The organism is Psychromonas sp. SR45-3, assembly GCF_014163575.1.
Taxonomy (GTDB): domain Bacteria; phylum Pseudomonadota; class Gammaproteobacteria; order Enterobacterales; family Psychromonadaceae; genus Psychromonas; species Psychromonas arctica.
Genome location: NZ_JACJDP010000068.1, coordinates 1 through 7,408, shown reverse-complemented (window position 1 = coordinate 7,408; position 7,408 = coordinate 1). Strand labels below are relative to the sequence as shown.

The window sequence follows — 7,408 nt, the reverse complement described above, 5'->3', positions numbered from 1 at the left end:
ATAATAAGTAAATCCCTCCCCACCTCTCTAGGATTATCTGTGAAGTTAATCCTAGAGAGGTGATATAACCGTGATCATTTAAGCTGACAAATCAGCGGCCGCAAGGTCAATGCCTAACGGCGATCCCTCTTGTAATTTTTACATTCACGCATGTAATAAACACAAAGTAACTTTGCTCAAAAGTCATAACAAAAAACAAATAACCGATAAAAATCAGTAATTTATAGTTTTGGCACAATAATAGCTAATCCACTTTACCTAATCAAAAAGGAGAAAATAATGAAAAACTCAATTCGTTCAATTATTGCACTTACCTTGTTCACTGCAGGTTCAACAACCGCATTCGCAGACAACACGTGGGAAGATAAATCTAAAGATGCATGGTTAGATGGCAAAGCAGAGACAACGCTTTTATTTAACAGTCATTTAAACTCTTTTGATATTAATACCGATGTGCAAGACCGTGTTGTGATCCTAACGGGTAAAGTAGATAGCGCCGTAGATAAATCATTGGCGGAAGAGTTAGTAGCAAGCCTTGAGGGTGTTGAGTCAGTTGACAACAAGCTTTCAGTAATTAATAAAAAACAAGAGAGTGAATTAGTTGCTTCGTTAACCGACTCAAAAGTTGAAGCCGTAGTTAAAAGTAAATTATTAATGTCATCGGACGTGAGCGGCACTAGTATTGAGGTTGAAGTGCTTAATGGCGTAGTGATATTAACTGGTGAAGTTGACTCCGACAGTGAAGAAGAATTAGCAGTGATGATCGCTAAAAACAGCGAAGATGTTAAATCTGTTATAAACAAATTAGAAGTTGCTGATAGCTAAACATTAATCAGCGCTTAAGAATCATATAAAGCATGCTTCGGTGTGCTTTTTCATGCACATAAAGCGTTCACTATTTCAAAGCTTTTTAAGAGTTATTTAAACCTTTAGATTAAATCATGCAAACCTCCCTATCAATTATTGAAGTATTAATACCTATGCCTTAAGGAGTAATTTGTATAAATATTCTTAACTAATTAATAATAAACAATAAAAAATAGCCCTTTTAAACGAGACTGGTCGTTAAAAAAGTCGATATTTAAATAAAATGTGCAATAACTTACCGTTAAATATTGCTAGTATGTGGCATTATAAAATATTTTAGTTATAGGCAAAAAGTCTATTGAACGACCATAAAGGATCACCGTGTTAAATATATTATTAGTTGATGACGATGAAGAGTTTACAAGCGTAGCATGCCATATTATTGAGTTTCTTGGGCATGACATCATGACGGCTAATTCTTTGCAGGAAGCGTATCAGATACTAGAAAATAATGACTTTGAGCATATTTTTTTAGACTTTATGTTACCCGACGGTAGTGGCTTGCACTTAATTGATTATATTAATAAGTCTGATCAAACACCTTATATTACCCTGATCACAGGACACCCCTTAGTAAAGGGGATGTTAGACAGCTTATGTGGCCCTAAAATAGACTACCTTGCTAAACCTTTACAACGCGAAGATTTAGAGGAAGCGCTGTCGCACAAAAGTCCAAAAGCAACAAATAAAAAGCACAACTCATCGTTACCCCATAAACATTTCGGTTGTTTAATTGGAGAATCCGATGCGATGAAAGCCCTTTATACCATGATTGAACGTGTTTCTTTGACACAGGCAAATGTGATGTTAATGGGAGAGAGTGGCGTGGGTAAAGAGGTTGTTGCACAAGCTATTCATAGCGCGACTAATAAAGTAAACAACACAGAGCATCAACTGATCGCAACGAACTGTGGCGCTTTAACCAAAGAGCTTATAGTAAGTGAATTGTTTGGTCATGAAAAAGGTGCTTTTACCGGCGCAATTGCTAAAAAAGAAGGCGTATTTCAACGTGCAGGTGATGGCACTTTATTTTTAGATGAAGTCACTGAAATGCCAATTGATATGCAACCTAATTTATTACGTGTATTGGAAAATAAAAAAGTTACCTCGGTAGGCGGTACCAAAGAAGTCGCGGTTAATTGCCGTGTTATTTCAGCCTCTAATCGCTCCGTCGCAGAGATTGCAGAGAAGAAATATTTACGTGAAGATATCTATTTCAGGTTGGCCGTTTTTCCTATTGCAATCCCAGCTTTGCGCGAACGCAAAGAGGACATTCCTTTATTAGCTCATACTTTTTTACATGAGCTTAATGATGAGAATAACCGTCAGTACCAATGGCAAGCGGTGCAATTACAACGTCTTATGGACTATGACTGGCCTGGTAACGTACGAGAATTACGTCATGCCATTCATCGTGCTTTTATTATGTCAGATCCCCAGTCGACATCGATTGAGTTACCAACAATATTCAGGTCGCCCTTCTCTTCGATATCAGAAAGTAGCCATAGTGTTAGCGCAGGGCAAACCATAGAAGATGTTGAAAAAGAATTAATCAAAGTGACCTTAAAAGATGTAAACGGTAATAAATCACTCGCCGCTGAAATGCTAGGTATTAGTACTAAAACCTTATACAACCGCCTGCATGCGTATGGTGAATTTAAAGAGTAAAGCATTCGAGAAAGCATAGCAGTAAGGCATTTTTATAAGCCTGAGTTAGTGACCACATCGAAAAGCGATTCAGGCTCTACTTTCGAGGGCTGATACGTTAAATCCTTCACTAATAGATAAGGTTAATTAAATAATGAATGATCAAGTAAACAACAGTGATGCCAAAAAAATCAATGAACTAATTCATGATGCCCGTGCCCCATTAAATAGAATTTCAATGCAAGCAGAGATGATTAAATTAGTACTTGAAAATAATATGCCAATCGAAAAAGCATTAGAAGCTGCTGATAAAATCCTTATTTCGTGCCAACAATGCAGCCTGTCTTTAGAACACATTGCAAATAAAAAATCGGATTAATTGAGACGAGATAAATCGGGATAAAGTAAGTGTTTAACTTATATTTAAAAACGCTTTCAAAGCAAATACATAGGAAAATAAATGACATCGATTTCTCGCTTATTAGATAACAAACGCATTTCATGGGCTTTAATCTACTTTATTGTCATCGGCATGATCACGATTAATGTCGTATTAGCATTAAAAACAATCGATGAACTAGCAAAAACGCAAAAAAACTTAACCAATACAGGGGAGGTAATTTTAGCGTTAGATAAATTGCATATACTTGTTTTGTCTGCAGAAACTGGGCAGCGTGGTTATTTATTGACGGAAAATAAGGACTACTTAGCACCCTACCAAGAAGCGCTTTCATTAGTGTTAAGTCAAATTCAAAAAGTCAAAGCCCTACAGACAGATATGGTAGCTGACCTAGACAAACAACAGGTATTGTTAGAACTTGTTGCAACAAAATTAGATGAACTCACCTACACCGTTGAACTCGCACTTAACGATAAAGAAAAAAGAGCTATTCGCACAGTTATGACGGGCAGAGGTAAAAACCTTTATAACGAAATCAAAACCTATTTTGATGAATTGCAAAATGCTGAAGTTAAACATCGTTACAACCTATACAAAAAACTCAATAAAATTGAAAAAGAAGCACAGGTGACCTTTAGTATCTCCGCCATCACCAGTTTTTTATTATTATTTGGCTTATGGTTTTTAGTGCGAATTAATAATAAAACAGAGCAACAATACAAAGATACTTTAGAGCAGCAAAATGAAAAACTAGCGGATGAAGTAAAAGAACGCACTAAAGAGTTAACTTTGTACTCCGAGGAGTTATCACGCAGTAACCGAGAATTAGAAGACTTTGCTTTTGTAGCATCACATGACTTACAAGAACCGTTAAGAAAAATTAGGGCTTTTGGTGATCGCCTGATGACTACCTACGCTACTGAAATTGACCCTAAAGGTCAGGATTACCTGCAACGAATGTATAATGCGGCAGAACGGATGTCGAACTTAATCAATGACCTACTCGAGTATTCTCGTATTAATACTCGAGGTAAGCAATTTGTGAGTGTTGCGCTAGATGAAGTGTTAGAAGCCGTATTAGATGATTTAGAAGTGGCCATTGAAGAGAGCAAGGCGGAGATCATAGTGACCGCATTACCCGTTATAAATGGCGATAAATCACAACTTGATCAACTTTTTTTGAACCTACTAAGCAATGCAATTAAATTCAAAAAAGAAGCCGTTTCACCGCATATCAATATCGATTACAAAGAAACCATGGTCTTTGACCCACAATTAGAAACCGACAGTTTATGGTATGAAATCACCGTAAAAGATAACGGCATTGGTTTTTCACAAGAATTTGAAGATAAAATATTTATTCCGTTCCAACGCTTACATGCACGTTCTCAGTATAAAGGAACAGGCATTGGTTTAGCGGTATGTAGACGTATCGTAGAGCGCCATGGCGGTATTATTTCAGTACAAAGTGAGGTCAATGTAGGCTCTGAATTTACAATCAAAATCCCACATGATTTTACTTTTACAACAACCAGTTAAGGTTACATAAATGAATACAAAAGCAATTACCATTTTAATCGCAGATGATGATGAAGATGATCGCCTATTAGCTCAAGATGCACTAGCAGAAAGCCGTGTATTAAATAAACTGCATTGTGTTGAAGACGGTGTTGAATTACTTGAATATTTAAACAGAGAAGGTCAATACCAAGATAAATGTAGCTCACCAAGACCTGATTTAATATTATTAGACCTTAATATGCCGCGTAAAGATGGACGCGAGGCGCTGAAAGAGATTAAAGAAAATCCAAATTTAAAGGGTATCCCGGTGGTTATTTTAACCACTTCAAAACAAGAAGAAGACAAAATTAAAGGCTATAACTTAGGCGCTGCGTCCTATATTACTAAACCCGTTAATTTTGAAGGCTTAGTTGAATTAATGAAAGTATTAGGGAAATATTGGATTGAGTTTGTTGAGTTTCCTGTTTCTAATGATGATTAGCCGCTTCTTGTAATGATCCATTTTCCTAGCGCTAATTGTTGTTCGCATTAATTGTTAGTGTTAGTTGTGAACATTAATTTTTTTTAAAAATGCTTGAGTTACTTGTCCGCAAACAAATGGAACTCATCACTTACTACTTGAACAATAATACAAGGCTAGTACTGACTAGCCTCTAAGTAACACCCAAGTAGCTGAAGAGCGAAAACCCTTTAAATACTGAATTCAATTTAAATTATAATCAATGAAGACTTAACCATGACTGAATCTATAAAAAGAGTATTGCTGGTAGAAGATGATGAAGATGATTACCTATTAACCAGTGACTATCTTCAACAAGTCTCCAATTATCAATTTGAAATTCAATGGACAGATAGTGCAGTTGAAGCGTTAGCCTTACTCAAGCAAAATAAACACGATATCTGTTTACTTGATTTTCAACTTGGTTCATTGAATGGTTTAAATGTGTTACAACAAGCGATTAATGCGGGCTGTACCATTCCCATTATTATGTTGACGGGTCAGACAGATAGCGAATTAGATAATAATGCACTGGATGCCGGCGCGGTTGATTACGTTATCAAGTCAGAACTTAATACCACGCGTTTTCATCGTGCTATTCGTTATGCACTGTCCCGTAAAGAAGTTGAAAATGAACGCTTAGAACGCATTAAAGCTGAGACTAAAAATCGCTCAAAGGATAAGTTTGTTGCACATCTAAGCCATGAACTGCGAACCCCCCTTACCTCTATTTTAGGCTATACGGAACTCTTATTATCGCACCAAGAGAATACTCATATTCAATCAGAGTTAAATACAATATTAAATAATGGTAAGCATTTATTAGGGCTGTTAAATAACGTATTAGATCTCTCTAAAATAGCGGCAGATAAATTAGAATTAAATAATGCAAATATTCCCTTAGACAACTTTATTACAGACCTGTACGCGTTAATGTCAGTGACCGCAGAAGACAAAGGTATTTCACTTAATATCAATACAATCACCCCACTCCCACTTGAAATCAATGCAGATCCGATTCGTTTAAGGCAAGTATTTATAAACTTGATTCATAACGCCATCAAGTTTACCGATAATGGGGCCGTGACCATCGATATCTGGTTACAAACAGAAGCGGATAAAAATACCTTATATTTCACTATCACCGATACAGGTATTGGTATTCCTCAACATTTATTAAAAACCATCTTTAAACCCTTTGAGCAAGTTGAAGACATTGTTTCTCGTAATGAAGAAGGAGCGGGATTAGGGCTAGCCATTTGCTGTGAATTATTAAAAAAGATGGGTGGCACAATAAAAGTTGAATCAGAGGAAAATGTTGGCAGTAAATTCATTATTAGTTTAAATCTTGGTGATTTATCTAATACGCGTATTGAACCATTTGCCTTTAACCCTATCAACGCGCAAGCACCTGAGGCTACTCTGCCGCAAATAAGCGGACGTATTTTAATTGTTGATGATATAAAAGATATTAGAAACTTAATTGGCTTTATTTGCCGCTCCTTTGGGTTAAGTGTTTGCTATGCAGTTAATGGTGGCCAAGCAGTTACTAAAATCATCGAAGCACAGGTACAAGGTACGCCCTTTGATAGCATCTTGATGGATATTCATATGCCAGTGTTAGATGGTAAACGAGCCATTGCCAAATTAAGAAGCATGAAGATCACCACACCGGTTATCGCGGTTACAGCAGCCACCATGAAGGGTGTTGATCAAGAACTAAAATTGCTCGGTTTTAATGATGTAGTGGCAAAACCGGTAGATAGAGAAGTATTATATCGAGCATTAGTAAATTGTTTAGGCATCAATATAAACTCTTCTGGTATTAAAACTGAAATTGCAGCTGAAACCGAAACAACTGGTAATGCTTCCTCAGCATTTTTTAATACTAAAGATGGCCATTTAATCGCGTCGCAACAAACAAAAGATAACGTAATAGCTATCCAACTCGATGCAAATAAGCTGAACAATACTTCAGCAACAAGCTCTCAATCAACAGCACAAAATTTAGAGGCTGCCGAGGTGTCAAAACGGTTTTTAATTATTGAAGACGATCAAGATGCTGCTCAAATAACAGCGTTATTACTGAATAACCTCAATGTAAAAACACAAATTGCGCACAGTGCTGCTGAAGCGATAGCTTTATTAACCAGTAAAGATCAACCCACTAAAGATGATTTTTACGACCGTATTTTACTAGATATCAACTTACCCGATGCAAACGGATTAGCTTTTTCAAAAGAATTACGCTTGTTATTACCAGACAGTGAAATAACTATCATCAGTGGTAATGAGATTAGCACTGAAACCTTAACCGAGTTTGCGATTGACCAAGCGTTATTAAAGCCCATCAATTTAGCGATGCTTAAAAGTATTATTTAACTTCTATTTAACTTCTATTTAACTTCTATTCAACTTCTATTTAACTACGAGTTAAATCTTGAAGTAGTTTTAACTTTTTAGCTAAATCGCTA

The 7,408-nt window shown here is 36.3% G+C and carries 6 protein-coding genes; all 6 read left to right on the top strand.

The features are described 5' to 3' along the window. Positions 1-279 precede the first annotated feature (279 nt). The 6 genes from H5084_RS18905 (at position 280) to H5084_RS18880 (ending at position 7,316) form a co-directional block, all read left to right on the top strand. Positions 280-825 (top strand): BON domain-containing protein, encoded by a 546-nt coding sequence (locus H5084_RS18905; RefSeq protein WP_182692188.1) that lies wholly within the window; start codon positions 280-282, stop codon positions 823-825. Between the two features lie 363 nt (positions 826-1,188). Further along, a complete protein-coding gene (locus tag H5084_RS18900) occupies positions 1,189-2,535 on the top strand; it encodes a sigma-54 dependent transcriptional regulator (protein WP_182692187.1) in 1,347 nt (448 codons plus the stop codon). Positions 2,536-2,668: 133 nt separating this feature from the next. Then, positions 2,669-2,893, top strand: a complete 225-nt coding sequence (locus H5084_RS18895; RefSeq protein WP_182692186.1) for a histidine kinase — start codon at positions 2,669-2,671, stop codon at positions 2,891-2,893. Between the two features lie 81 nt (positions 2,894-2,974). Continuing rightward, the gene (locus tag H5084_RS18890; protein ID WP_182692185.1) at positions 2,975-4,453 is read left to right on the top strand and encodes an ATP-binding protein; all 1,479 of its coding nucleotides are present in this window, start codon (positions 2,975-2,977) and stop codon (positions 4,451-4,453) included. A gap of 10 nt (positions 4,454-4,463) precedes the next feature. Then, positions 4,464-4,916, top strand: coding sequence for a response regulator (locus H5084_RS18885; RefSeq protein WP_028869559.1), 453 nt, complete (start codon positions 4,464-4,466; stop codon positions 4,914-4,916). Positions 4,917-5,171: 255 nt separating this feature from the next. Then, positions 5,172-7,316, top strand: a complete 2,145-nt coding sequence (locus H5084_RS18880) for a response regulator (protein WP_182692184.1) — start codon at positions 5,172-5,174, stop codon at positions 7,314-7,316. Positions 7,317-7,408 lie beyond the last annotated feature (92 nt).

Excerpts from the sequence above, each read along its gene's own strand:
- H5084_RS18905 (WP_182692188.1), top strand. The coding sequence starts at position 280 with ATGAAAAACTCAATTCGTTCAATTATTGCACTTACCTTGTTCACTGCA.
- H5084_RS18895 (WP_182692186.1), top strand. The coding sequence starts at position 2,669 with ATGAATGATCAAGTAAACAACAGTGATGCCAAAAAAATCAATGAACTA.
- H5084_RS18890 (WP_182692185.1), top strand. The coding sequence starts at position 2,975 with ATGACATCGATTTCTCGCTTATTAGATAACAAACGCATTTCATGGGCT.
- H5084_RS18885 (WP_028869559.1), top strand. The coding sequence starts at position 4,464 with ATGAATACAAAAGCAATTACCATTTTAATCGCAGATGATGATGAAGAT.
- H5084_RS18880 (WP_182692184.1), top strand. The coding sequence starts at position 5,172 with ATGACTGAATCTATAAAAAGAGTATTGCTGGTAGAAGATGATGAAGAT.